This window comes from Gordonia jacobaea (assembly GCF_965344965.1).
Lineage (GTDB): Bacteria > Actinomycetota > Actinomycetes > Mycobacteriales > Mycobacteriaceae > Gordonia > Gordonia jacobaea.
The window spans coordinates 651,053-675,341 of record NZ_CBDRLS010000002.1 but is presented as its reverse complement, the minus strand read 5'-3'; the positions used below and the strand labels follow the sequence as shown (position 1 = coordinate 675,341).

The following is a 24,289-nucleotide window of genomic DNA, read 5'->3' as shown; positions in this document are numbered from 1 at the left end:
ACGACGTGTACTGATCACCGCCCACCGATGTGAGTCAGCGCGAAGACACACTGGCCCCGAGTCCACCCAGGAAGGCACAGATGGCTACGGCAAACTCCTCGGCAACCTATGAGGATCTCGCACCCGACCCCGAGTCGCGAGAAGGAAAAGCTCTACTCCGCAAAGCAATTGGCGCGTCGGCGATCGGCAACGCAACAGAGTGGTACGACTACGGCGTCTACGCCGCGACCGCCACCTACCTCACGCAAGCATTCTTCCCGGGGTCGCTCGGCTCGATAGGCACCATGCTCGGGTTCGCGATCTCATTCGTCCTACGCCCGTTGGGCGGCATGATCTGGGGTCCCATTGGTGACCGGATCGGACGAAAGTCCGTGCTGGCCATGACGATTCTGTTGATCGCCGGTGCCACTGCGCTGATCGGTGTCCTTCCGACACACGCCGTCGCCGGGATCTGGGCGCCGATTCTGTTGATAGCGCTGCGCGTGATTCAGGGCTTCTCCACCGGCGGCGAATATGGCGGTGCTGCGACGTTCATGGCCGAGTATGCGCCGGACAACAAGCGCGGCAAGTACGGATCGCTGCTGGAGTTCGGCACACTCGCCGGGTTCAGCGCGGGCACCGCGATCGTTCTGTTCCTCGAGCTGTTGCTCTCCGACGAGCAGATGCAGACGTGGGGCTGGCGAATTCCGTTCCTGATTGCGCTGCCGCTCGGGTTGATCGGTCTGTATCTGCGCTCGCAGCTGGAAGACACCCCAGTGTTCCAGGAGCTGGACAAGCGCGACGAGATCACCGGAAGCGCCTACACCCGCTTCAAGGATCTGCTGAGCAACTACTGGAAGCCGATCCTGATCATGTTCGGCATGGTGATCGCACTCAACGTCGCGAATTACACGCTGCTGGCGTATCAGCCGACGTACCTGAAGGAGACGATCGGGCTGTCGGAGTCGTCGGGTTCGACGGTGGTGCTCATCGGTCAGCTCGCGATGATGGTGGTGATCCCGTTCTTCGGAGCGGCGTCGGACAAGACCGGGCGTAAACCGATGTGGTGGTTCTCGCTCATCGGACTCTTCGTATTCGCGATACCGCTCTACTGGTTGATGGGTAAGGGATTCGCTTGGGCGATAGTGGGATTCGTGATCCTGGGACTGTTCTATGTGCCCCAGCTCTCGACCATCTCCGCGACGTTCCCGGCGATGTTCCCCACTCAGGTGCGCTACGCGGGCTTCGCGATCTCCTACAACGTGGCGACCGCCGCGTTCGGCGGTACCGCACCGCTCGTCAACGAAGCGGTGGTCAACGACACGGGCTGGAACCTGTTTCCCGCCGTCTACATGATGGGCGCGTGCGCGATCGGCATGGTGGCGCTGATCTTCTTGAAGGAGACGGCCGGAGCGTCGTTGCGCGGCACCGAGATTCCCGAGCGGACCGAGGACATCACGGTTCCGGAGAGCTCCACGGCGGTGACTTCGCGCTGACACGCGCGGACACCGGCTCGGTCGTCACGCGCTGACACCGGCTCCGACGTGCAGTGCTGACGGTCTGCGGCGGCTCGACCAGCGATAGAATCTGGCATATGTCGAGGCCCGAGTCGTATCACCACGGTGATCTCGCCGCAGCGCTGGTGCAGTCGGCGATCGAGTTGCTCAACGAGGACCGCTCTGCCGAGTTGTCGTTGCGCGCTGTCGCACGGCGCGCGGGCGTCTCACCCGCGGCGCCCTACCGGCACTTCGCTGACCGTGAGGCATTGGTCTCGAGCGTTGCTGCGGTGGGCTATCGCGAGCTGACTGCGCGGCTGAGAGCGGCGAGCGAGTCGCCGTCGAGCGTCGACGATGTAGCCGACATCGCCGTCGCCTACGTGCGGTTCGCGTTGGAGCGGTCGGGGTTGTTCCGCGCGATGTTCGCCGAGCGGTGCGACCCGACGAGCCCGGATCGGGTCGAGGCCGTCGAGGCGATCCATGGGTATCTGAATACCGTTGTCGCCGCTACGGTTTCGACGGCAGAGCCGGAAGAGGTTGCGACCGCGATGTGGGCGCTGGTGCACGGGCTGGCGTTCTTGTACCTCGGCGGAAAGTTCCCCGAAAGCTCTCCGGCTGAGGTCGACGCGCGGGTGCGTTCGACGGTGCGCGCTGTGCTCGGGGCGGTCGGCGTCAGCCGAGCAGTTCCAGCGCCACCAACGCGTAAGCCCGTGCGGCAGTGACCAGATCGTCGACCGCGACGGATTCGTCCGGCTGATGGGCCTGGGTGTTGATGTTGCCCGGACCGCAGACGATCGCCGGGATGCCGAGGTCGCGACTGACGAAACCGCCGTCGCACGCCGCGGTCCAGCCGCCGACGGACGTCTGGGCGTCGAGTGAGTTCAGCGCGTCGACGGTTGCGGTGACCAGTGTGTGGTCGGCAGGAGTCTCGAAGCCAGGCATCTCCATGGTGACCGCGACGTCGACCTCGATGCCGTCGGACTCGATGCCTGCGGCGGCGATTCGGCCGCGCAGCCAGTCGGCGATGGCCTCCGCGCTCTCGTCGGGCATCAGTCTGCGGTCGACGCCGAGGGCTGCCATCGGCGCGACGACGGAGATGCCCTGCCCGCCGCTCATCGTCCCCACGTTCCAGGTTCCAGAGCCGAGAAGACCTGCGGCGCCCGCGGTCATCGCCTCGTGGTCGGCCCGGATGATGTCGATGATCGACGCCGCCGCGTAGATCGCGCTGCGGCCGTCGTCGGGGCGACCGGAGTGGGCGGCCCTGCCCCGAATGTCGATCTCCAGATACGACGCCCCGCGACACCCGCGGACGACGACCAGATCGGTGGGTTCGGCGACGACGCAACCGATGAAGTCGCGGGAGGTGTCGGCGCTGGCCACCAGGTCGCGGACGCCCGCGCCGTGTTCCTCCTCGTCGACTGTGCAGACCAACTGCACCGGACCGGAGAGTCGTCCCTGCGCGGCCAGCGGCGCCAACGCCGACATCGCCTCGACGACCGAGGCCAATCCGCCCTTCATGTCGACGGTGCCGCGCCCGGTCAGCACGCCGTCGGACAGCCGGGTGCGGTAGGGATCGCCGGTCCAGCCAGGGCCGGCCGGGACGACGTCGGAATGGCCGAGGAACATCAGTCCTGGCCCGTCGCCGCCGGGTAGCGTCGCGATGAGGTTGGGTCGGCCGGGCGTCACCTCATGGGTGGTGACAGTGAAACCGGCATCGCGGCAAGCATTTTCGAGGACTGCGACGGCCAGGGCCTCGGTGCCGCCCGGGTTCTCACTCGGGGCGTCGACCAGAGCTCTGGTGAGCGCGACGATCTCGTCCGGACGGATCCGGGCCACCACCGCGTCGGACTCGCTCGCCGTCACTGGAATCCCCTTCGTGATTGTCGGCTGGCTATACCGACCTCAGCTACCTCATCTGTTCTGTGTCATCCTCTCGCAGCTTCCGGCGAGACGTCGAATTCCCTCGTCGATGCGCTCGGGCGTGCTCGACGCGAAGCACAGACGCAGGGCGTTGCGGAACCGGCCTGTCGGTGACAGTGCGGGACCGGGGATGAACGCGACGCCGTCGGCAAGAGCGGTCTCGAACAGTTCGCGGGTGTCGATCTCGGCGAACTCGCCGCGCAGGGTCAGCCAGAGGAAGAAGCCGCCCTCGGGGTGCGTCGTCGACACGCGGTCGCCGAAATGGCGCTCGACCGAATCGAGCATCGCGTCCCTGCGTTCGCGGTAGAGAACCCGCAGGCCGGCGAGGTGATCCTCGAGTCCGCCGCGCGCGATGTACTCGGCGACGATGTGCTGGTTGGGCACGTTGGTGCAGGTGTCCATCGCCTGTTTGCCGTTGATGAGCAGTTGGCGCAGCGACGGATCGGCGTCGACCCATCCGACCCGCCAGCCCGGCGCCAGTATCTTGGAGAACGTCCGTACCGAGAAGATCAGCGGATCGTGCGGCGACAGGGTCTGGAACGTCGGGACGTCGTCGCCGGAGAAGCGCAGGAGACCGTACGGGTCGTCGTCGATGATGACGGCGCCCCACTCGTGCGCCAGCCGCAACAGCTCGCGTCGACGCTCCTCGGAGAGGGTGACGCCCGACGGGTTCTGGAACGTCGGGATCGTGTAGATCGCCTTGGGGGTGCGTCGGGTGCGGGAGACGAGGTCTTCGAGGGTGTCGACCTGCATGCCGTCGTCGTCGACGGGCACTTCGAGAAGCTGCGCGCCGTACGACAGCGCCGTGGCACTGCCATTGGTGTACGTGGGTGATTCGACGACGACGAGGTCGCCCGGGTCGACGAACAGTTTGGACGCGAGGTCGAGGCCCTGCATGCCGCCGGTGGTGATGACGAGGCGATCGAGGCTCGACGGGTCGGGTGTGGTGGCGAGGTAGTCGACGAGGAGCTGGAGCAGCCGTGGTTCTCCCTCGGTGGCGCCGTAGGTGAACGACGAGTTGTCGAGGATCTCACCGGCGATCTGCCGGAACTCCGCAGCGGGGACAGCCTCGTCCGCTGGTGAGCCCATCGCGAAGCGCACGATGTCGTGCGTGTGAGAGGCCAGCAGGGACGTCGACGAATCGATCATCGAGCCGACGAGATCCTTCGCGCGTCCGGCGAGCGGGAGCGTGTAGTTCATGGTGGTCACTGCTGACACCTCATTTCCTGATCAGTTCCCGTGGGAACGCGGTGAAGGTTTCGACGCCCGTCGGGCTGACTCGTACCGACTCGGAGAGCTCGAAACCGTAGTCGTCCATCCACATTCCGCACACGATGTGGAACGTCATGTTGGTTTCGAGGATGGTTTCGTCCTCGGTGCGGATGCTGATGGTGCGCTCACCCCAATCCGGTGGGTAGCCGATCCCGATGGAATAGCCGAGGCGAGAGGGCTTTTCGAGACCGTACTTGGCGAGGGTCCAGTTCCAGGTCGACGCGAGCTCACGCGTGGCGACACCGGGTTTGATCGCGTCGAGGACGTTGTTGAGGCCCTCTGCCGTCGCGCCCGCCACATAGTCGAGATCCTTCGACGGTGCGCTCAGCGCCACGGTGCGGGCGAGGGGACAGTGATACCGGTTGTGCGCACCGGACAATTCGACGACGACGGCCTCGTCAGGCGTGAAAGTGCCCTGGTGCCAGGTCAAATGGGGAGTGTCGGCGGCGGCACCGGTCGGCATCATCGGCACGATCGCGGGATAGTCGCCGCCGAACTGGTCGGTGCCGGTGATCTGTGCCTGTGAGATCGCTGCTGCCGCATCACATTGCCGCACACCGACATCGATGGTCTCGATGGCAGCCCGCATCGCCTCTGAACACACCATGCCGGCCTGTCGCATGAGCTGCACCTCGGCGTCGGATTTCACCGAACGTACCCAGTTGACGAGTTCGAAGTTGTCGACGAGCTTCCACTCGGGGATGGCGTTGTGCAGTGCGCGGTAAGCCTTGGGAGAGAAGAAGTGTGAGTCCATCTCGAGTCCGACGGAGCCGCCCTTCGACGCCGGTGCGACCTGGTGACGTTGCCGCAGCGCCCACGCGACCCAGTCGAACGGGTGCACGTGCGGGCGGTGTACGTAGCTCTCGGGATAGCCGACGATCTGCTCGTCGGGTAGCCAGGTGGTGCGGTGTGCGCCATGTGCGTCCATCTCGCGGGCGAAGAACAGCATCTCGCCGTCGATGGGGACGAACAGCATCTGCGGGGTGTAGAACGACCACGCGTTGTACCCGATGAGGTAGAAGATGTTCGCGGGGTCGGTGACGATGATCGCCGAAAGTCCTTGCAGATCCATCAGTTCGCGCACGCGGGTCAACCGCTGTTGGTACTCGCTGTCGGTGAAGAGTTGGGCGCCGAGATACACCTATCGCCTCCGTCGGATCGGGGTGGACGTGTAGGTGACGTCGAGAAACTCCTCGATGCCGAGACGTCCGCCCTCGCGGCCGAGGCCCGACTCCTTGATCCCCCCGAACGGGGCCGCAGGGTTGGAGACCAGACCCGTGTTGACCCCGACCATACCCACCGCGAGGCTCGACGAGATGGCGTCGAGACGCTCGGCGTCGCGACTGCAGACGTATCCGACCAGGCCCGCGGGCGTGCTGTTCGCGGCTGCGACCACGGTGTCGTCGGCCTCGATTCCGGAGCCGTCGAACGGGATCAGAGCCGCGACGGGACCGAAGATCTCGGTGCTCATGAGAGCGGACTCGGGGTGTACGTCGGTGAGGACCGTCGGCGGGTAGAAGTGGCCGGGACCATCGGGACGGGTGCCGCCGCACCGGAGTGACGCGCCACGTCGAACGGCGTCGTCGACGAGCTCTTCGACCTTGTCGACGGCCTTGCGTTCGACGAGGGGGCCGACCTGGGTGCCCTCGGACATTCCGTCGCCGACGGTGAGTGTTGACATGCGTTGCGTGAGACCGCTTGCGAACTCGTCCATGACGTCACGATGCACGAAGATGCGATTGGCCGCAGTGCATGCCTGTCCCATGTTGCGCATCTTCGCGACCATCACGGCGTCGAGCGCGGTGTCGAGATCGGCGTCGTCGCAGACGATGAAGGGTGCGTTGCCGCCGAGCTCCATCGAGGTGCGCATCACCGTGTCGGCGGCCTGGCGTAGCAACAGCTTTCCGACGGCGGTGGAGCCGGTGAAGCTGACCTTGCGGGCGAGACCCGACGACATCCATGCGCCGACGACGTCACCGGGATCGCTTGTGGTGACCACGTTCAGGACGCCGTCGGGCAGACCCGCCTCGCGGAGCACGTCGGCGAGGAGTAGCGAGGTCAACGGTGTCAGCTCTGCGGGCTTGAAGACCATGGTGCAGCCCGAGGCTATCGCCGGGCCGATCTTGCGTGTTCCCATCGCCAATGGGAAGTTCCACGGCGTGATCAGGATGCACGGGCCGACGGGGCGATGCCGGACGACGACTCGGTTGTTGCCGTCCGGGGTGAGGAAGTGGTCGCCGCCGATGCGTACGGCTTCCTCGGCGAACCAGCGGAAGAACTCTGCGCCGTAGGCAACCTCGCCACGCGCTTCGGGGTACGGCTTACCCATCTCGGTGGTCATCAGGGTCGCGAACTCGTCGGTCCGCGCGATGATGAGTTCGTATGCGCGGTAGAGGATCTCGCTACGCGAGCGGGGACTGGTTGCCGCCCAGTCGGATTGGGCGTCGGCGGCACGACGCAGGGCGTCGAGCGCGTCGTCGGCGTTGCCGTCCGGGACCGACGTGATGACCTCGCCCGTCGCCGGGTTCTCGACATCGAACCGACGTTTCGAGGCCGCGGGTGCCCAGGTTGTGTCGACGAGAAGTGTCATCGGAGTCCTTCCTCTGGTGATGGCTGTGCGCGGGGTAGTTCTGGTGCAAGGGGCAGCGCCTGTGCGAGCAGTTCGGCGAGGTGCTGCCCGTGGGCGTTGATGAGGGGGTCGGTGGCGGTCAGGTGGTCGACGCTCATCGCGCAGCTGAACCCGTCGGTGATGACCGGGGTCTCCGGCGCGGCTCGGAGCGCGGGCGCGAGGGCGTTCTCGGCCACCGCGACGCTGACCTCGTAGTGGCCCTTCTCGAAGCCGAAGTTGCCTGCGACGCCGCAGCATCCGTCGGCCGTGGTGACCTCGACGCCGAGCGACCTCAGTGCGGCCGTCGAGGCGTGCGCACCGAAGGCCGCGTACTCGTGGCAGTGGGTTTGGACCGTGACCGAGTCGGGGAGGTCCGGGATGTGCAGCCCCGCGTCGACGAGTGTGGGCAGGTAGGCGGCGAAGCTCGTCACTCGTGCGGCGACACGATGTGCGGCGGGCGAGTTGATCAGTTCTGGTAGGTCCGTGCGCAGCGCGGCAGCGCAACTGGGTTCGGCGACGATGAGGGGGCGGTCGGTGCCGTCGTCGAGTCGATCAGCGGTGCGGGTCAGTACCTTTCGAGCGTGATCGAGTTGGCCGGTCGAGATCCAGGTCAGGCCGCAGCACACGTCGGTGCGGGTGGCGACGGCGTCGCCGGTGGCCGCCAGGACCCGCGCCGCGGCGGTTGCGACGTGCGGACGGAACGCCTTGGTGAAGGTGTCGACGATCAGCACGACGTCGGAGTCGGCCGGGTTGCTGAGTGTGCTGAGCGCCGCGCGCCTGTCTCGGCGAGTGGTGAAGCGAGGCATGGAGCGTCGAGCGTCGAGGCCGCCCGCGCGAGCGGCGAGGCGTCGGGCGACGGGGGCTTCGAGAACTCGATTCAGCAGTGGTGCAACGGATGTCGCGACGGGCAGCCACGCGGGCATCCAGCCGAGGGAGTAGTGCGAAAGAGGTCGTAGTCGGCGTCGGTAGTGATGGGAGAGGAACTCGGACTTCAGTGACGCCATGTCGACGCCGGTAGGGCAGTCGCTCGAACACGCCTTACACGACAGGCAGAGATCGAGCGCGTCGGCCACATCGGCAGACTGCCAACCGGATTCGACGCTGGGTGCGGTGCGCACCATGTCTTGCAGAACGCGTGCCCGGCCGCGCGTCGAGTCCTTCTCGTCGCGGGTCGCGCGAAAGCTGGGGCACATCACCCCGCCACTGGTGGTGCGGCAGCGACCGACACCGATGCAGCCCTGCACGGCGTGGATGAACGGATCGAGCCCGGTGTGTTCTGACGAGTGCTCGGTGGAGTGCCACGGCCGATTCGGAACGTCGGCGAGTGCGAGGTCGGTGGTGATGGGTGCAGGGTCGACGATGTTGCCCGGGTTGAGAATTCCCACGGGGTCCCAGATTCGTCGGAAGTCGTCGAAGGCGCGCAGCATCTCGGCGGAGTACATGAGCGGCAGCAGGGCCGAGCGGGCGCGACCGTCGCCGTGCTCACCCGACAGCGAACCGCCATGAGCAACAACCAGTTCGGCGGCACGCGTGCAGAACCGCGACATCACCGCCCGACCCTGCTCGGTGCGCAGGTCGAAGGTGATCCGCACGTGCATGCAGCCCGCGCCGAAGTGCCCGTACAGCACGCCGGTGAGGTCGAACTCGTCGAGGAGTGCCGTGAAATCCTGCAGGTAATCGGCGAGACGTTCTGGTGCGACGGCGGCGTCTTCCCAGCCTGGCCACGACTCGTGCGTCGTCGGCGCATCGCTCTCCGGATCGACGAGGCGCGCGGACAGGCCGGCGCCGTCCTCGCGGACGCGCCACAGCGCGCGGCGTCGGGTCTCGTCGTCGACGAACGCGGCGTCGACCATGCGCCCTCGCGTGCGTAGGCGTTCGATCAGGCGTTTCGCGGTGGCGGGAACGTCGGGTTCGGATTGCGCTGCGGCGCTCTCGTTGTCGAGGTCGATGAAGAGCCAGGAGTCGCCGTCGGGGAGGCCAGCGACGGTGTCGGGTCCGCGCCGGGCGGCCATGGTGGCGACGATGCCGCGGTCAATGCCCTCAATGGCCGACGGCGCGAACGGAAGAATGTCGGGAACGTCGCGGGCGGCGTCGGCAACAGATCGGTAGCCGACGCAGACGAGCAGCTGAGATGTCGGGGCAGCGACCAGTCGGACCGTGGCGCCGACGACGATCGCGCACGCGCCCTCGCTGCCCACGAGGGCGCGTGCGACGTCGAATCCGTTCTCCGGCAACAGATGTGCCAGATGATATCCCGACACCTGGCGGGGGATCTGTTCGAGTTGGGTGCGGAATGCCGCGAGGTTGCGTGTGGTGAGGTCGGTGAGTTCGCGGGTGAGTTCGGCGGCTCGCGCGGTAGCTGCCGGATCAGTCGGTAGCGTCGGTTCGATGCCCGATCTCGTTGCGGTCAACCGTAATCCGTCAGCGGTGACGAGATCGAGTGCTTCGACGTGGTCGGTGGTGCGGCCGTGGCGTACCGAGTGATTTCCACACGCGTCGTTACCGATTGCCCCGCCGATGGTGGCGCGCGACGCCGACGATGGGTCGGGCGCGAACGTGAGGCGGCCATCGGTTGCTGTGCGGGCGGCAGCAGCCAGGTGAGTGAGGACGACCCCCGCATCGACGTGGGCGGTCGACCTCTCGCGGTCGATGTGGTGGATACGGGTCATGTAGCGCGAGAAGTCGAGGATGACGCCGTCGCCGATAGCGTTGCCCGCCATCGATGTTCCGCCACCGCGTGCGGTGAGGGGCGTCCCGAGCTGATGGCAGCAGGCTGCGATCCGAGCTACCTCGCCGGCGTCGCGGGGGAACGTAACTGCCACTGGCCGAACCCGGTAATTGGATGCGTCGTAGGAGTATTCGGCACGCCGACGCGACGAAGCATCGACCTCGATGCCGAGCTGGGTGAGTTCGGAGACGATCGTCGGTGTGGGCGTCGTGGGAGTGGGTAGTGGATGTAAAGCCATTGCGAGCGGCTAGGGGCCGTCGTTGCGGGTGGCGACGTCGGACAGGGCTGCGCTGAATCGTTCGACGCCGGTCGCGATTTCGTGCTCGGTGACGACGAGGGCGGGAATCAAGCGGACCACGTTGGCCTCTGGTCCACAGGTGAGCGTCAGTAGTCCGTGTCGAGTGGTGGCCTGCTGGACGGCGAGAGCTGTTGCCGCGTCGGGTACCGGGGTGTCGCCGTCGCGGGAGACGAATTCGATGCCGACCATGAGGCCGAGTCCGCGTACGTCGCCGACGGCGTCGTAACGGGAGGTGGCAGAACGTATTCCGGACAGAAGCTGTTCGCCCCGGACACGTGCGTTCTCGACGAGATTCTCGTCGTCGATGACGTCGAGCGTCGCGATGGCTGCTGCGGCGGCAACGGCATTGCCGCCGTATGTTCCGCCCTGGGAGCCGGGCCATGCCTTGCTCATCAACTCCGTCGATGCGGCGATCGCGGAGATCGGGAAGCCCGACGCGAGTCCCTTTGCAGTGACGAGGATGTCGGGGGTGAGACCGTCGGCGTGCTGATGTCCCCAGAACTCGCCCGTGCGGCCGAAACCGGCCTGCACCTCGTCGATGACGAGCAGGATGCCGTGGCGGTCGGCGCGCTCGCGGAGTCCTGCGAGGAAGCGTGGCGGCGTCGGGAGGTATCCGCCGTCGCCGAGGACGGGTTCGATGAGGAACGCCGCGGTGTCGTTCGGCGCAACCCGGGAGGCGAGCAGATAGTCGAGTTCCTTGAGCGCGAAGTCGATTGCGGCGTCGTCGTCCCAGCCGTAGCGGTAGGCGTAGGGGAACGGTGCCATGTGCACGCCGCCCATGAGGGGTGAGAAGCCCGCGGAGAATCGGGTGCCCGCGGTGGTGAGGCTCGCGGCGGCCACGGTGCGCCCGTGAAACCCGCCTTGGAACACGATGATGTTGGGCTTCGCGGTTGCCATGCGGGCCAGGCGCACCGCTGCCTCGACGGCCTCCGACCCGGAGTTCGCATAGAAGACGGAGTCGAGTCCCAGTGGGAGGACTGCGCCGAGTTTCTCGGTGAGTTCGAGCAGCGGCTGGTGCATCACCGTCGTGTACTGCGCGTGGATGATCTTGGTGCATTGCTCCTGAGCTGCGGCGACGACCCTCGGGTGGCAGTGGCCGGTGCTGGTGACCCCGATGCCGGTGGTGAAGTCGAGGTAGCTGTTTCCGTCGGTTCCGTGAATCCACGAGCCGAGTGCGTGATCGACGACGACGGGCGTCGCCTGCTTGAGGATCGGCGACAGCGACGCGGTCTGAGGCGTAGCGGCGAGGGTCATGGGTACACGGTGTACTCAGATCGTCGGATTGTCAACAATTAGACAGGGTGCTGTGTCCGGTGGGTGCGTACACGGATACGGTGACGGGTGTGACGACCACCAAGCCGCAACTCGTCCTCCTCGGCGCCGACGACGCGCCGGGTCCCTACAACCTCGCCGAAATCGAGGCGCTGGCCGACGTGCGGCAGTGCACCGTCGAGACCTTGCCGCAGGTGCTGTCGGGCGCCGATGTTCTCGTCGTGTGGGACTTCTTCTCCCGCGCGCTGCGCGACAACTGGGGCGGCGCAACACAATCGCTGCGCTGGGTGCACGTCTGCGCCGCGGGCGTCGACTCGCTGCTGTTCGACGAGCTCGCCGACTCCGACATCGTGGTGACCAACGCACACGGCGTCTTCGACCAACCGATCGCGGAGTTCGTGCTGGCGTCGATCCTGGCGCGAGACAAGCGCTTACACGAATCGGCGCGCCTGCAGTCGGCGCACGACTGGGTGTGGCGCGAGACGACGCGGACCGCGGGGTCGTCGGTTCTGGTCATCGGGACCGGGGGCATCGGACGCGCGATTGCGCGGCTGCTGCGCGCCGTCGGGATGCGCGTGACCGGCGCCGGGCGCACGGCACGTCACGACGATCCCGACTTCGGCGAGGTGCGCGCAACCGACGAATTGAGCACGTACGTCGGCGAATTCGACAACGTCGTCGTCGTCGCGCCGCTCACCGCGCAGACCGAGGGCATGATCGACGCGTCGGTGCTGTCGGCGATGCGCCCCGACGCGCACCTTGTCAACGTCGGCAGGGGCAGGCTCGTCGACGAGGCGGCGCTGGCCGACGCGCTGCGCAGCGGCGGGATCGGCGCGGCCTCGCTCGATGTCTTCGTCACCGAACCGCTGCCAGACGACAGCCCCCTGTGGGACTTCGACAACGTCGCGATCTCGGCGCATATGAGCGGCGACGTCGTGGGGTGGCGCGACGAGCTCGCCGACCAGGTGCTCGACAATCTGCGGCGGTACGTCGAGGCTGGGCGCGGGGCGGGCGGCGAGAAGTTGTCGACGGCGCTGCGGAACGTCGTCGACAAGCGGCGGGGCTACGTGGCGGCGGGGAGGTGATCTCGACAGGCTCGATCAGCGAGGGTGGGCTCGATCGGCGGGTGGTGATCTCGACAGGCTCGATCAGCGGGGTGGGCTCGATCAGCGGTTGGGTGGGGCGCGCTCGATCAGCAGCGAGGCATTCTCGATCAGCGGCGCGGCCCTGAAGTAGGCTGTAGCGCGATGACCATCGTCTATTTCGTGATCGCAGCCGTGGCGCTGGCCGGTGCGGCGGCCCTGCTGTGGCTCGACCGCAAGCGTTCCAGCGGCACCCGCCACCAGCGTGCCGTGTGGGGTGATGCCCACGACTTCTCCTACCGTGCCTCAGATACCAAGCTGCGCAAGGTGTTCCACCGCGCGACGATGAATGTTCCCGACAGCGTCGGGGTTCAAGATGTCGCATACGGAGTTTATGGCGGTGCCGAGGCTGTCGTCTTCGACCTCGCTGATACCGCAACCGTGATCGCGGTGCGTCGTAACGCGCCGTCGAACGTGATCGTCGACCTTCGCCACGAGGACGTGCTCGCGCCTGCAGAGGACGACGTCGAACTGCTCGGTGCGATGGGTCCCCGTGTCATGTTCTCCAACGACCTCGACGTCGCACGAAGGGTGTGCGACCGGAGGATGGTCGCGCTGGCCAACAACGCGCCGTCGTACGTCGAGGTGCTGTGGGACGAAGGCAACTGGGCGCTCGGTTCGATGCCGTTGACCGATGACGCGACCAAGCTCGACACGGGACTCGAAGTGGTTCGACGCTTCGCTGACCTGCTGCGTGTACTCCCGCCGGTGCAGGACCCCCAGGATCCGCCGGACCCGCGCGATCCGCACGGGCCGACGCGCGAAGAGTTCGCCGACGAGAAGACCGAGTCGATGCGCGACAAGGAACGTCGGGCGCGCATTCAGGCGCAGGAGGCAGCAGCTCCCGCGACGCGCCGCCAACCGCCGCCCCGGAACCAGCAACCACAGAACCAGCAACCACAGGCCGAGCAACCGCAGAGCGAGACCAGAGCCAGGCGTGCGTCGACGCCGTCGACCGGCCGCGGCATGACCCCGATGCCGGTGCGGCGATCACGCAGCGCGCAGCCGCCCGAGACGGGTGAACGCTCCAATCGGCATCATCGTCGTGACTGAGTGTTTCACGCAGCTTTCGAGACACACATAGCCATCGAGATATCCCACCGCGACGCACGAGCAGGAAGAGTGAGCCGACTGTGACCTCCTCAACGCCCTCCGCATCTGCGACCCCCGAGGTCGACGGCGACGCCCGCGCGGCGCTCGCGCGACTCGTCGCCGAACTGTCGGTGGTGCACGGCAAGGTGACGTTGTCGTCGGGACGTGAAGCCGACTACTACGTCGACCTGCGACGCGCCACGCTGCATCACGAGGCGTCGCCGCTGATCGGCAAGCTCATGCGACAGCTCACCGCCGACTGGGGATACCAGTCGGTCGGCGGGTTGACGTTGGGTGCCGACCCGGTTGCGACCGCGATCATGCACGCGCCCGGACGCCCCATCGACGCATTCGTGGTGCGTAAAGCGGCCAAGGCGCACGGAATGCAGCGTCAGGTAGAGGGCCCGGACATCGCAGGCAAAGCAGTACTGATCGTCGAGGACACCAGCACCACGGGCAATTCGCCGGCAACTGCTGTGGCGGCTGCGCGCGAGGCCGGAGCCGTTGTGGTGGGTGTTGCGACCGTCGTCGACCGCGCAACCGGCGCCGACGACGTGATCACGAAACTCGGTGTGCCGTACCGATCTCTCCTCGGTCTCGCCGACATCGGGCTTGCCTGAGGCGATGTCGACCGGCGGCATGTCGCCTGAGGGATCTGTGCCACCCGAGGGATCTGTGCCACCCGAGGGATCTGACTCGCCCGAGGGTTCGGACGTAGCCGGACCCACCGAATGGCAGGCACGGCCCGCCGTCGGAGTGGGGCCGTGGGACGTCGAACGGGATGGTCGAATCCCCGACGATCCGCGCTACGACGCGGAACTGCTCGCCGAGGGTGATACCCGGAATGTCGTTGATGCATACCGGTATTGGCGCCGCGAGGCGATCGTCGAAGACATCGATGCGCGCCGACACCCGTTTCACGTGGCCATCGAGAACTTCGCGCACGACGCCAACATCGGGACCGTGGTGCGGACCGCGAATGCGTTTGCCGCGTCGGCGGTGCACATCGTCGGACGACGCCGCTGGAATCGGCGCGGAGCAATGGTGACCGATCGCTATCAGCATCTGCTGCACCACGATTCGGTGTCGGAGCTGATGACGTGGGCGCGCGATAACGGTCTCGCCGTGGTCGCCGTCGACAACACTCCGGGGTCGGTGCCGCTGGAAACCGCTGATCTCCCACGCGAATGCGTACTGCTCTTCGGTCAGGAGGGGCCCGGCGTCAGTGACGACGCCCAAGCGCAGGCGGACCTGACGGTGTCGATCGCGCAGTTCGGATCAACACGGAGCATCAACGCCGGGGTAGCCGCGGGAATCGCCATGCACGCGTGGATTCGGCAGCACGCCGACCTCGACGACGCGTGGTGACGCCAGGCGTCAGACGTTGTCGGAGGAGTGCGGATCGGCCGTGGCCGTCGCCTCCGAGGTCGCGACGGCATCGGTCGCGACCTTCTTCGCGGCGCGTCGTCGGCGATACCACTCGATGAGCATCGGGGCGATCGACAGGATGACGATCAGGATGAAGATCGGCTCGATGAGCTTCTGCACCACCTCGAACCGGCCGAGCCAGTAGCCGAGGAGCGTGATACCCGCGCCCCAGACGATGGCGCCGATTACGTTGTACAGCGCGAACACCGACCACTTCATGCGTGCGGCGCCGGCGACGATGGGAGCGATGGTGCGCACGATGGGCACGAAGCGGGCCAGGAAAATGGTGATCGGGCCGTGCTTGTCGAAGAACTCCTGCGCCTCGATCAGATAGCGCTCCTTGAGGAACCGGGCATCGGGTTTGAACATCTCGGTCCCGATGAATCGGCCGATCCAATAACCCACCTGACCGCCGAGGATCGCGGCGATCGGCACGAAGACCAACAGCTGCCATAGCGACGCGAACTGGTCGATGCCGTCCTTACCGCCTGCCGCGACCACCATGCCCGCGACGAACAGCAGCGAGTCACCGGGGAGGACCGGGAACAGCACACCCGACTCGATGAAGACGACCAGGAGCAGCCCCCAGAACGCCCAGGCGCCGAACCAGCTCAGCACGTTGATGGGGTCGAGAATGCCGGGGAGAGCGACCACGGTGGTCGTATGGGCAAGTGCGGTGTCGATCACGGGTCACCAGGCTACTTGGCGAAGCTGTCCGAGAGCTAATGAGTGGCTGTCAGAAGTGGCCGTGCCCGGCGTGCAGGGCCGAATGTGGCGCAGCCCCATCGAAGGAGCGCTACACAGCGGTGTCCACTATGTCCGCTACGCGGCGGTGTCTATGCGCGGGGGCGGTGTCCTATGCGCGCTCCGCGGCGTCGACCTTCTCTTCGACGACGGGTTGGCGGGAGCGCCGCCAGCGCTTGACCACCTCGGAGATGATCGGGAGCACGGAGATGAAGACGATCAGCAGGAAGATCACGTCGACGTTGTCGCGAATGAACGCGATCTGGCCGAGGAAGTAGCCCAGGAGCGTCACGCCTGCACCCCAGACGACTGCGCCGATCGCGTTGTAGGCGAGGAACGTCGAGTAGCGCATCTTTGCAGCTCCGGCGACCAGCGGTGCATAGGTGCGCACGATCGGCACGAAGCGCGCCAGGAAGATGGTGATGGGGCCGTGCTTCTCGAAGAACTCGTGGGCCTCGACGATGTAGGACTGCTTCAAGATGCGGGCGTCCGGCTTGAACAGGGAGTACCCGAGTCTGTTGCCGATGAGGTACCCGACCTGGTCGCCGAGGAACGCCGCGATCGGAATGGTCACCAGCAGCACCCACAGTGGGGCGAACGGCTCGATGTCGGCCGACTTCGCAGCCACGATCAGGCCCGCGGTGAAGAGCAGTGAGTCGCCTGGGAGTAGCGGGAAGAGCAGTCCTGACTCGATGAAGACCACCAACAGCAGTCCGGCGAGAATCCAGGTGCCGAAGGAGTTCAGCAGGTTGACGGGGTCGAGGAAGCCGGGGAGGAGGGCGAGGTCGGTCGTCGTTGCTGCGAGAACGGGGGCTGTGGCGTCGAGAACAGAGGCGGTCACGGCTCCGAGGGTAGCGGAAACGGACAAAGCGTCCTATTCGCGCGCGGGCGCAGGTGTCGACGCGGAGGTTTAGACGCAGGTGAGAGCGTCCTGCACGCGCTGGAGTGGCACTTGCCATACTGAGGGGGACTCAACAGAGCTCGAAGTGTGAGATCCCACCCGGTTGGAGGACGTGACATGCCCATTGCAACCCCAGAGCAGTACGCCGAGATGTACGCGAAGGCGAAGGAGGGTGGCTACGCATTTCCCGCGATCAACTGCACCTCGTCGTCGACGATCAATGCGGCCATCAAGGGCTTCGCCGATGCCGGGAGTGACGGCATCATCCAGTTCTCCACCGGTGGGGCCGAGTTCGGCTCGGGCCTCGGCGTCAAGGACATGGTGACGGGCGCGGTTGCGCTCGCCGAGTTCGCGCACGTGGTGGCCGCCAAGTACGACGTGACGATCGCGCTGCACACCGACCACTGTCCCAAGGACAAGCTCGACACCTACGTGCGTCCGCTGCTCGCGATCTCCCAGGAGCGCGTCGACGCCGGCAAGAACCCGCTGTTCCAGTCGCACATGTGGGACGGCAGCGCTGTGCCGATCGACGAGAACCTCGAGATCGCGCAGGAACTGCTCGCCAAGGCCGCTGCGGCGAAGATCATCCTCGAGGTCGAGATCGGCGTCGTCGGTGGTGAAGAAGACGGTGTCGAGGCGGAAATCAACGACAAGCTCTACACCTCTGCTGAGGACTTCGAGAAGACCGTCGACGCGCTCGGTGCTGGTGAGAAGGGCAAGTACCTGCTCGCGGCCACCTTCGGTAACGTCCACGGCGTCTACAAGCCTGGCAACGTGAAGCTGCGTCCCGATGTGCTTAAGCTTGGCCAGGACGTCGCCAGCAAGAAGCTCGGCCTGCCCGAGGGCTCCAAGCCGTTCGACTTCGTGTTCCACGGCGGATCGGGCTCGCTCAAGAGCGAGATCGAGGAAGCGCTCACCTACGGCGTCGTCAAGATGAACGTCGACACCGACACCCAGTACGCCTACACGCGACCGATCGCCGGGCACATGTTCAGCAACTACGACGGCGTGCTGAAGGTCGACGGCGAGGTCGGCAACAAGAAGGCCTACGACCCACGCGTCTGGTCGAAGAAGGCCGAGACCAGCATGTCCGAGCGCGTCGTCGAGGCGTGCGATGACCTGAAGTCGAACGGCAAGTCGATCAGCGCCTGACGTTTCTCTCACACAACGCGCGCCCCCTCCCGGTTCGGGAGGGGGCGCGCGTTGTGTGTGTCGGGGTGGCGGAAGAGGATGCGATCGGCGGCGAGTTGCGGTTGCCCAGAAGCGCGGTTTCCGAGCCTCTAGGCAACCGCAACAACGGGCCGACGCGCTGAGTGCGGTCAGGACCAGATCAATCCGACGGCAACGGTCAGGGCCAACACCGCCATGGCGATCGCCGCGCAGATCACAGCTGGGTCGGCTCGACGCTGCACCCTGACCCGCTGAGAATGAACGCTCCGAGGATCGGGGCGCCGCGCAGGAGCGTCGTGGTGCGTCGGGTGGACGGACGGTATGGCGCCCGGCGCGTCGGCGGACGGGACGTAGGAGCGTCGCGCTGGTCGAGGCGTAACCCGTAACGGCTGGGTCGTCGGACGGTGGACCGGCGCGTGACCACCCGGCACCCACCCTGTGCCGGGTATGTCGTCGCGTACGGGACCTGGCGCCCTGCGACCGGTCACCGCGGCGTGCAGACCTTCCAGTCGCTGCCATCCTTCTGGAGATTGATGGTGACGGTCTGAGGCTCGTTGGGCTTGCTGGTTTGGTAGGCAGTCACCTCGACGACCGCCTTGGCCCCGTCGTCGGTCACCTTCGACGCCTTGATGTCTCCGGTGCGGACCAACTCGTTGCGCGCCTTCTGCGCCGAGTAGATCTTCTGGAAATCTGCGTCGGAGATGTTGGTATAGAACTGATTCTCCTGGCCGCACGTCACCGACCGCAGGGTCGAGAGGTCGCCGTTGTAGAGGGCGGTGGAGAACTTCGACGCTGTGTCGGCAGCCTGGTCGGCTGCAGGCTTGGCGCGCGATGCGATAACGCCCCACACAACTCCGACGACGACCAGCGCCAGGACGACGAGCGCTCCGACTGTCAGCAGCACACGACGACTGGAGCCTCCCTTGCTCTTCGCAGGGGTCGGTGTCGACGTTCCGGCAGGCGGAATCACCTGGGGCTGGTGCGGGGTGGTCGACCAACCGGAAGACGTCGAGGGACGAGCCGTCGACGTTTGTGCGGTCTTCGCTGTGGACCCTGCTGCTGCGCCCGCTCCGACTGCGGCGGCTCCCGCGGCGGCCGCGCCGCCGACAACCGCCGCGCCCTTGCCGATGTTCACCTTGTCGGTGGTGGCGCTGTCTGTCGGGGCGTCGGGCTTCTGTGCCTTCAGCGCGACGGTTTCCGCCTCGCCGTCGATGGTGTCTTCGTCGTCAGCGGGCTGCTCGTCGGTGGGCTCTTCGCCTGTGGGTTCCTCGTCGGTGAGCTCTTCGTCGACGGGTTCTTCGTCGACAGAAGTGCTGTCATCTTCTGCGGTTTCTGCGTCGGCCGCCTCGTCGGTGTCGGCTTGTTCGGCGTCGTCGGTTTCAGGCTCGGTCTCAGCCGATGCGTCGTCGACGTCGTCAACGTCGGCGGGTTCGTCGCCGTGCGCGGTCTGGTCTTCGGCAACTGTCTGGTCTTCGGCAACTGTCTGGTCTTCGGCAACTGTCTCGTCGTCGACGCCAGTCTCCGTGCCGTCCTCGGTGTCGGCGGTGTCGTCGGACTCGGCGGTGTCGTCTGAGTCGGATGAGACGGCGGCTGCGGAAGTGGCAGCAGCCGCGGAAGCCGCTGCGGCCGTTGGTGTTTCGTCGCCGGACTCGTCGGCCTGGTCGATCTCGTCGATGGGTTCGAAGTCGCCGATGTCTCCGTCGGTTGCGGCTTCTTCGACGCTCAGGTCGCCCGCGTCCGTGGTCACTTCGAAGGCTTCGAGGCGAGCTTCGGCGTCTTCCTTCTCGTGCTCGGCATCGGTGGCGTCGACGGCTTCGGGATCGGCGTCGTCGAGCTTCGCTACGTGATCGGCACCGTCCAGCTCCGCTTCGGACTCCGCCTCGGCGCGGTCGGCAGCGACGGCGTCCGCGGTGTCGTCGGCGTCTTCGATCTCGGCGGCAGACGACTCGTCAGCCGCAGGGAACTCGGCGGCGTCGTCGGCTGTCTCGTCGACTACCTTCTCGTCGACTGTCTTCTCGTCGGTGTTGGTCTCGTCGGTCCCGGCGTCGTCGGTGTCATGCGCTGCCACGGCGGCCGCGCCTGCGACTCCCGCTGCGACCGCGCCCGCGGCCGCGATCTTCCCCGCGTTACCCTGACCGTCTTGGTCGGTGCTGTCGGTGTCCTCGGTGCTCGCGGTCTCTTCAGCGCTGTCGTTGGACTCTTCTGCGCCGGACTCTTCAGCGCCGGACTCTTCTGGGGAGTCGGTGCCCGTGATGTCGACGTCGTCGAGGTCGGGCATGTCGCTGGTGTCCGGCAGGTCGTCGCGATTAATCACCGTGGTGTCGGTGGCGCTCGGCGAGGCCGTCCCGGCGACCTTCACTACCGGGCGCTTGTCGTCCGAGCTCTCGCTGTCCGAACTCTTCGCCTCTGAACTCTCTGTGTCAGTTGCTGCGGAGTCGGCTTCGTCAGCCTCGGTGCCGCCCGCGAGGGGGTCGATGTCGTCGAGGTCGTCAAGCGTGCTGGGGTCGGGAAGCTGATCTCGCGAGATCACTTTGGTCGCGGAGTCGATGCCTCGACCTCCACGCGGCTTCGGGCCGCTCGGGCGTGAATCTGTCCCCTGCGCGCCGCCGGCGCCCGCTTCATCGACCTGAGACTTGTCCACAGATGTTCCCGATTCCCCCGATTGTGTATCCGTGCCAGTTGTTGCCTCGGCGCCCGCCGGTTTTTCCTTGTCCGCCGACTGCTTATTGCCCGCTGTCTCGCTGGGCGTCGACGTTCCGGCGGTAGGTGCAGCCGCGGCTGAGTTCTTGGTCGGCGACGAGTAGGTCCGGCTCGACGCCCCCTCCAGGCGTTCGGCGGCCTTCTTGCGTATCACCGAGAAGGCCTTGGTGACAGCCGATTTCCGATCACCGGATTGAGGCATCGTCGATCACCATTCCTTCCTCGAGCAAGTGGATTCTGCGGCGCACCGCGGCATCGGGGCCGTTCAGCGACCAAGTGCGCCATTCACCCTAGCGAATCGCCGTTGTCGCGGGCACCCGGGCAGGGGATGGGCATCTGCGAAGACTACTACCGGCGCACAGATGCCGCGGAGGGCGTCGCGCGGCGCGCCACGCCGCCGACCGGTCGGTGTGTGTTGACCGGAGCGGACACCGTGTCGCGGCTCGATGCTTGAATAGAGGAGTGACTTCCTTCGGAGACTTGATGGGCCCCCAACCGACGCTCCTCCCGGGAGACGACGAGGCCGAATCGGACCTGCTCAACGGTGCTTCGCCGGCTGCGGTAGCTGCGGAACATCCCACAGCGTCGATCGCCTGGGCATACCTGGCAGAAGCGGCATTGACAGCGGGCGGCGTCGGAGCCGACGGCGAACCCGCGGGTGAGCAGACACCGAACGTCGACGACGTGATCGCCGCATACGCCTACGCCCGCACCGGGTACCACCGCGGGCTCGACCAGCTGCGCCGCAACGGGTGGAAGGGATTCGGACCCGTCCCGTGGGCGCACGAGGGCAATCAGGGCTTCCTGCGCTGTGTCGGTGCGCTGGCCAGAGCTGCTCGAGTCATCGGCGAGCGCGACGAGTACCTGCGCTGCCTCGACCTTCTGAACGAAAGCGACCCGACCGCGGCAGAACAACTCGGCCTGGTGTGATCGCAACGCTGCGTTCGCGGGTCAGCGCCAGGGTCAACGCGCTGCCGCGCCCCCTGCGTACCCGCATTCGGCGGCTATATCTCTCGCTGCAGCCGATCCTGCAGTGCTCGATCGCGGCAGGTCTGGCGTGGTGGATCGCGCTTGACCTGCTCCATCACTCACGCCCGTTCTTCGCGCCGATCGCGGCCGTCATCTCGCTGGGGCTGTCACTCGGTCAGCGTTGGCGCCGCGCCGTCGAACTCGTCGTCGGCGTCTCCATCGGCATTCTCATCGGCGATCTGCTCATCTCTCGGATCGGCTCGGGGACCTGGCAGATCATGGTCGTCGTCGCACTCGCGATGGCGACAGCCGTGTTTCTCGACGACGGTCCGCTGATCCCGATGCAGGCGGCGTCGTCCGCGGTCCTCGTCGCAACGCTTCTGCCACCCGGCGAGGCCGGTGGGTACTACCGCGCGTTCGACGCGCTGATCGGCGGACTCGTCGGCATCGCCGTGGGTGCGCTTCTCCCTGCGAACCCGGCGTCGCGTGGGCGGCGTGATGCCGCCGGGATTCTGGCGACGATGCGCGACGCCGCGAAGACTCTCGCGGCAGGTCTGCGGGTCGGAGACGCCGACGTGGTGTTCTCGGCGCTCGAGAGTGCGCGCGGAACCCAGGCCGCGATCAACACCATGCGCTCGGACATGCGTGGCGGCAAAGAGATCAGCACCATCTCGCCGCTGCATTGGCGGCAGCGAATACGACTGCAGAGAATCGCCGCGACGGCCGACCCCATCGACAACGGGGTACGCAACTTCCGGATTGTCGCTCGTCGCGCGCTCGGCATGACGCAGCGCGGCGAGAAGCTCCGCCCCGAACTGATCGAGATCATCGACGACCTCGGCGATGCGTTTGAGACGCTGCGTCGAATGATGCTGGCCGACCCCGGCGAATCGCCCGACCCTGCCGACGCTGCGCGGGTACTGCGCACGATCGCGCGTAAGGCTCGCGCCGAACTGGTCGCCGAGAGTGGCATGAGTGAGACCGCGCTGCTGGCAGAGATACGTTCGCTGCTGATCGACCTGCTGATGGTGTGCGGGCTCCGACGCTCCTCCGCGCAGGCGACGCTGCGCTGAACTCAGGCTTTGCCGTCGATCGCGCGTTGTCCTATCGCGAAGGTCGATACCGCCACCACGACGCAACCGATTGCGCCCGCGACCCCGATGAGTGGGCTCGCCGCGGCTGCGGCGACGGCGATCAGGCAGACGCCGAGCGCAATACGCGGGACCAGAGCGAGGCGGCGTCGCGCTTTGGGCGACATCCAACGCCCCCACGCACCGCCGATCACCGCGAGCGCGACCACACCGAGCAGTACGCCTGCGGCGGGACCCGCGAGTGCCGCGCCCCAGTGATAGCCGACGGCCACCGCGGCTGTCCAGAGCATGACCTCGACAGCGAATACCAGCGCGCCCCAGGTGTAATCACGCGGGCCAGACAGTTGACCGGGCGCGGTGGTGCGCCGCCCAGCAGTTTCGAGAGCGGTGCTCTTGTTCATGATTCGAGTCTGCGCCCATGCGGCTTGAAAAACAAGAGCAGTGATCTCGTTTCAACTGAATCGGCCTCGATGTAGAGATTTAGGCGACCCTAACCCTTGTCATATATGCGAAAAGATGCATATATTGACGAGACCATGGGTCACTCGCATACACACACGCACTCGCACGGCACCGGGGCCGCGACGTCGAATCGGCGCATCTGGCCGATGGTTGTCGCCGTGGCGATGATCGGGACGTATTTCTTCGTCGAGCTCGGCGTCGGAATCGCCGTCAACTCGCTGGCATTGATCGCCGACGCCGGGCACATGTTGACCGACGTCGTCGCGCTCCTGATGGGTCTCGTCGCACTTTTGCTCGCACGCCACGGATCGACGACCGCCGAGCGGAGTTTCGGGTGGCATCGCGCTGAGGTCTTCACCGCTGTTGCCAATGCGGTCCTGCTGATCGGTGTCGCGGTCTTCGTCCTGTACGAGGCGATCCGACGCATCGGCTCCGATCCGGAAGTGCCCGGGCTGACGCTCATCGTGGTGGCGCTGATCGGCTTGGCCGTCAATGTCGCGATGATGCTGCTGCTACGTGCGGACTCCAAGGAGTCGATCGCCGTGCGCGGGGCATACATGGAGGTGCTGGCCGACGCCGTCGGCAGTGTCGGCGTGCTGGTCGCGGGCATCGTGACGATGACAACCGGTTGGGGTTACGCCGACATCGTCGTCGCGGTCCTGATCGCGATCTGGGTGGTACCCCGAGCGGTGCGTCTGGCTCGCGATGCCCTGCGCATTCTCAACCAGCAGGCGCCAGATCACGTCGACGTCGACGCCCTCGAGCACGAGCTCGCAGCGATCCCCGAGGTCATCGACGTCCACGATTTGCACGTCTGGTCGCTGACCACCGGAATGGACGTCGCGACAGTGCATCTGGCGAGCAACTGTCCCAACGACGAGGTGCTCCCGCAGGCGCGCGCCGTGCTGGCCCGCCACGGCCTCACCCACGCGACGATTCAGGTCGATCCGGACCAAGCGGGCAAGCGCTGTCGCGACGATATGGGCTGGTAACGCGACACACTCGATCTCGTTGCCC

Annotated in this window: 20 protein-coding genes; 10 read left to right on the top strand and 10 right to left on the bottom strand. The window is 66.4% G+C overall.

Annotation, left to right across the window (positions count from 1 at the left end; genetic code table 11):
* Positions 1-80: 80 nt before the first annotated feature.
* A complete protein-coding gene (locus tag ACRVY7_RS09240; RefSeq protein WP_049700116.1) occupies positions 81-1,475 on the top strand; it encodes an MFS transporter in 1,395 nt (464 codons plus the stop codon).
* A 98-nt stretch (positions 1,476-1,573) separates the two neighbouring features.
* The gene (locus ACRVY7_RS09235; protein ID WP_049699997.1) at positions 1,574-2,197 is read left to right on the top strand and encodes a TetR/AcrR family transcriptional regulator; all 624 of its coding nucleotides are present in this window, start codon (positions 1,574-1,576) and stop codon (positions 2,195-2,197) included.
* Here ACRVY7_RS09235 and ACRVY7_RS09230 read toward each other — a convergent pair.
* Genes ACRVY7_RS09230 through ACRVY7_RS09205 form a run of 6 tightly spaced genes read right to left on the bottom strand, consistent with a single transcriptional unit; the run spans position 2,148 to position 11,555 of the window.
* Positions 2,148-3,338, bottom strand: coding sequence for a M20 family metallopeptidase (locus tag ACRVY7_RS09230; RefSeq protein WP_431816829.1), 1,191 nt, complete (start codon positions 3,336-3,338; stop codon positions 2,148-2,150). The genes ACRVY7_RS09235 and ACRVY7_RS09230 overlap by 50 nt on opposite strands.
* A 48-nt stretch (positions 3,339-3,386) precedes the next feature.
* A complete protein-coding gene (locus tag ACRVY7_RS09225; RefSeq protein WP_431817063.1) occupies positions 3,387-4,595 on the bottom strand; it encodes an aminotransferase-like domain-containing protein in 1,209 nt (402 codons plus the stop codon).
* Between the two features lie 19 nt (positions 4,596-4,614).
* Entirely contained in the window at positions 4,615-5,808 is a 1,194-nt protein-coding gene (locus tag ACRVY7_RS09220) for a M24 family metallopeptidase (protein ID WP_064904836.1), read from the bottom strand.
* Complete coding sequence (locus ACRVY7_RS09215) at positions 5,809-7,257, bottom strand: NAD-dependent succinate-semialdehyde dehydrogenase (protein WP_431816828.1); 1,449 nt, start codon at positions 7,255-7,257, stop codon at positions 5,809-5,811.
* Entirely contained in the window at positions 7,254-10,241 is a 2,988-nt protein-coding gene (locus ACRVY7_RS09210) for an FAD-binding and (Fe-S)-binding domain-containing protein (RefSeq protein WP_431816827.1), read from the bottom strand. The genes ACRVY7_RS09215 and ACRVY7_RS09210 overlap by 4 nt, the downstream gene beginning before the upstream one ends.
* Before the next feature lie 9 nt (positions 10,242-10,250).
* A complete protein-coding gene (locus ACRVY7_RS09205) occupies positions 10,251-11,555 on the bottom strand; it encodes an aspartate aminotransferase family protein (protein WP_431816826.1) in 1,305 nt (434 codons plus the stop codon).
* 89 nt (positions 11,556-11,644) lie between these two features.
* Between ACRVY7_RS09205 and ACRVY7_RS09200 the strand changes: the two genes are divergently transcribed.
* The 4 genes from ACRVY7_RS09200 (at position 11,645) to ACRVY7_RS09185 (ending at position 15,175) form a co-directional block, all read left to right on the top strand.
* On the top strand, positions 11,645-12,658 hold the full coding sequence (locus tag ACRVY7_RS09200) for a D-2-hydroxyacid dehydrogenase (protein ID WP_431816825.1): 1,014 nt from the start codon (positions 11,645-11,647) through the stop codon (positions 12,656-12,658).
* A 162-nt stretch (positions 12,659-12,820) separates the two neighbouring features.
* On the top strand, positions 12,821-13,768 hold the full coding sequence (locus ACRVY7_RS09195) for a type III secretion system chaperone family protein (RefSeq protein ID WP_431816824.1): 948 nt from the start codon (positions 12,821-12,823) through the stop codon (positions 13,766-13,768).
* A gap of 80 nt (positions 13,769-13,848) precedes the next feature.
* Positions 13,849-14,427, top strand: a complete 579-nt coding sequence (gene pyrE, locus ACRVY7_RS09190; RefSeq protein WP_064867377.1) for an orotate phosphoribosyltransferase — start codon at positions 13,849-13,851, stop codon at positions 14,425-14,427.
* Positions 14,428-14,431: 4 nt separating this feature from the next.
* A complete protein-coding gene (locus tag ACRVY7_RS09185) occupies positions 14,432-15,175 on the top strand; it encodes a TrmH family RNA methyltransferase (protein ID WP_431816823.1) in 744 nt (247 codons plus the stop codon).
* 9 nt (positions 15,176-15,184) lie between these two features.
* Here ACRVY7_RS09185 and ACRVY7_RS09180 read toward each other — a convergent pair whose 3' ends face one another.
* A complete protein-coding gene (locus ACRVY7_RS09180; protein WP_431816822.1) occupies positions 15,185-15,922 on the bottom strand; it encodes a DedA family protein in 738 nt (245 codons plus the stop codon).
* Positions 15,923-16,091: 169 nt separating this feature from the next.
* Positions 16,092-16,820 carry a VTT domain-containing protein gene (locus ACRVY7_RS09175; protein WP_049699989.1) on the bottom strand — a complete coding sequence of 243 codons (729 nt, stop codon included), beginning with the start codon at positions 16,818-16,820 and terminating at the stop codon, positions 16,092-16,094.
* Between the two features lie 177 nt (positions 16,821-16,997).
* On the opposite strand from ACRVY7_RS09175, the gene fbaA reads away from it, so the two are divergent.
* Positions 16,998-18,032, top strand: a complete 1,035-nt coding sequence (fbaA, locus tag ACRVY7_RS09170; RefSeq protein WP_049699988.1) for a class II fructose-bisphosphate aldolase — start codon at positions 16,998-17,000, stop codon at positions 18,030-18,032.
* Positions 18,033-18,534: 502 nt separating this feature from the next.
* On the opposite strand, the gene ACRVY7_RS09165 is transcribed toward fbaA, so the two are convergent.
* Positions 18,535-20,952: an Rv0361 family membrane protein gene (locus ACRVY7_RS09165; RefSeq protein ID WP_431816821.1), complete on the bottom strand. Its 2,418-nt coding sequence runs from the start codon at positions 20,950-20,952 to the stop codon at positions 18,535-18,537.
* A gap of 260 nt (positions 20,953-21,212) precedes the next feature.
* Between ACRVY7_RS09165 and ACRVY7_RS09160 the strand changes: the two genes are divergently transcribed.
* Together ACRVY7_RS09160 and ACRVY7_RS09155 are read left to right on the top strand one after the other, a co-directional pair.
* On the top strand, positions 21,213-21,680 hold the full coding sequence (locus tag ACRVY7_RS09160; protein WP_049699985.1) for a DUF3151 domain-containing protein: 468 nt from the start codon (positions 21,213-21,215) through the stop codon (positions 21,678-21,680).
* Positions 21,677-22,792 carry an FUSC family protein gene (locus ACRVY7_RS09155; RefSeq protein WP_049699984.1) on the top strand — a complete coding sequence of 372 codons (1,116 nt, stop codon included), beginning with the start codon at positions 21,677-21,679 and terminating at the stop codon, positions 22,790-22,792. Before ACRVY7_RS09160 ends, ACRVY7_RS09155 begins: the two co-directional genes overlap by 4 nt.
* 2 nt (positions 22,793-22,794) lie before the next feature.
* Here ACRVY7_RS09155 and ACRVY7_RS09150 read toward each other — a convergent pair whose 3' ends face one another.
* The gene (locus tag ACRVY7_RS09150; RefSeq protein WP_431816820.1) at positions 22,795-23,211 is read right to left on the bottom strand and encodes a DUF2568 domain-containing protein; all 417 of its coding nucleotides are present in this window, start codon (positions 23,209-23,211) and stop codon (positions 22,795-22,797) included.
* A 135-nt stretch (positions 23,212-23,346) separates the two neighbouring features.
* Here ACRVY7_RS09150 and ACRVY7_RS09145 point away from each other — a divergent pair, with 135 nt between their 5' ends.
* Positions 23,347-24,264, top strand: coding sequence for a cation diffusion facilitator family transporter (locus tag ACRVY7_RS09145; protein ID WP_431816819.1), 918 nt, complete (start codon positions 23,347-23,349; stop codon positions 24,262-24,264).
* Positions 24,265-24,289: the final 25 nt, after the last annotated feature.

Bases quoted from the DNA above. Each gene is read 5' to 3' on its own strand.
- ACRVY7_RS09240 (WP_049700116.1), top strand. From the start codon at position 81: ATGGCTACGGCAAACTCCTCGGCAACCTATGAGGATCTCGCACCCGAC.
- ACRVY7_RS09235 (WP_049699997.1), top strand. From the start codon at position 1,574: ATGTCGAGGCCCGAGTCGTATCACCACGGTGATCTCGCCGCAGCGCTG.
- ACRVY7_RS09225 (WP_431817063.1), bottom strand. From the start codon at position 4,595: ATGAACTACACGCTCCCGCTCGCCGGACGCGCGAAGGATCTCGTCGGC.
- ACRVY7_RS09215 (WP_431816828.1), bottom strand. From the start codon at position 7,257: ATGACACTTCTCGTCGACACAACCTGGGCACCCGCGGCCTCGAAACGT.
- ACRVY7_RS09210 (WP_431816827.1), bottom strand. From the start codon at position 10,241: ATGGCTTTACATCCACTACCCACTCCCACGACGCCCACACCGACGATC.
- ACRVY7_RS09205 (WP_431816826.1), bottom strand. From the start codon at position 11,555: ATGACCCTCGCCGCTACGCCTCAGACCGCGTCGCTGTCGCCGATCCTC.
- ACRVY7_RS09195 (WP_431816824.1), top strand. From the start codon at position 12,821: ATGACCATCGTCTATTTCGTGATCGCAGCCGTGGCGCTGGCCGGTGCG.
- ACRVY7_RS09185 (WP_431816823.1), top strand. From the start codon at position 14,432: ATGTCGACCGGCGGCATGTCGCCTGAGGGATCTGTGCCACCCGAGGGA.
- fbaA (WP_049699988.1), top strand. From the start codon at position 16,998: ATGCCCATTGCAACCCCAGAGCAGTACGCCGAGATGTACGCGAAGGCG.
- ACRVY7_RS09165 (WP_431816821.1), bottom strand. From the start codon at position 20,952: ATGCCTCAATCCGGTGATCGGAAATCGGCTGTCACCAAGGCCTTCTCG.
- ACRVY7_RS09150 (WP_431816820.1), bottom strand. From the start codon at position 23,211: ATGAACAAGAGCACCGCTCTCGAAACTGCTGGGCGGCGCACCACCGCG.
- ACRVY7_RS09145 (WP_431816819.1), top strand. From the start codon at position 23,347: ATGGGTCACTCGCATACACACACGCACTCGCACGGCACCGGGGCCGCG.